Below are 258 nucleotides of genomic sequence, written 5' to 3'. Positions count from 1 at the left end.
GCGGGGTGGCTGGGTCGACCAAGGCGGCCACCGGTACCGGTACGACGGTGCTGCAGGCTGCCAGCGGCACGGCCGCGGTCATGCGCCATGCGCTCGGTCGCGGACAGGTGCTGCGCTTTACTGCCGCGCTGTCACCCGAGGCACTGCCGATCCTGCGCGAACCGTCGTTCCCGCGCCGCCTGTTGGAGCAGGTGCGGCCGCTGCCGTCGCCGCACCGGGCGCCGGCTGCCGTGCAGGCGCCGCTGACCGGTGCCAGCC

The 258-nt window shown here is 75.2% G+C and carries 1 pseudogene; it reads left to right on the top strand.

Annotated features, from left to right (window positions below):
• Positions 1 to 258: pseudogene (locus ACQG3P_RS20310) on the top strand (hypothetical protein); the annotation flags it as partial.

The sequence above is a fragment of the Stenotrophomonas sp. SrG genome, assembly GCF_050031795.1.
Classification (GTDB): domain Bacteria; phylum Pseudomonadota; class Gammaproteobacteria; order Xanthomonadales; family Xanthomonadaceae; genus Stenotrophomonas; species Stenotrophomonas rhizophila_A.
Note: the sequence above shows the minus strand (reverse complement) of the source record. Positions and strands in the feature narration are given on the sequence as shown.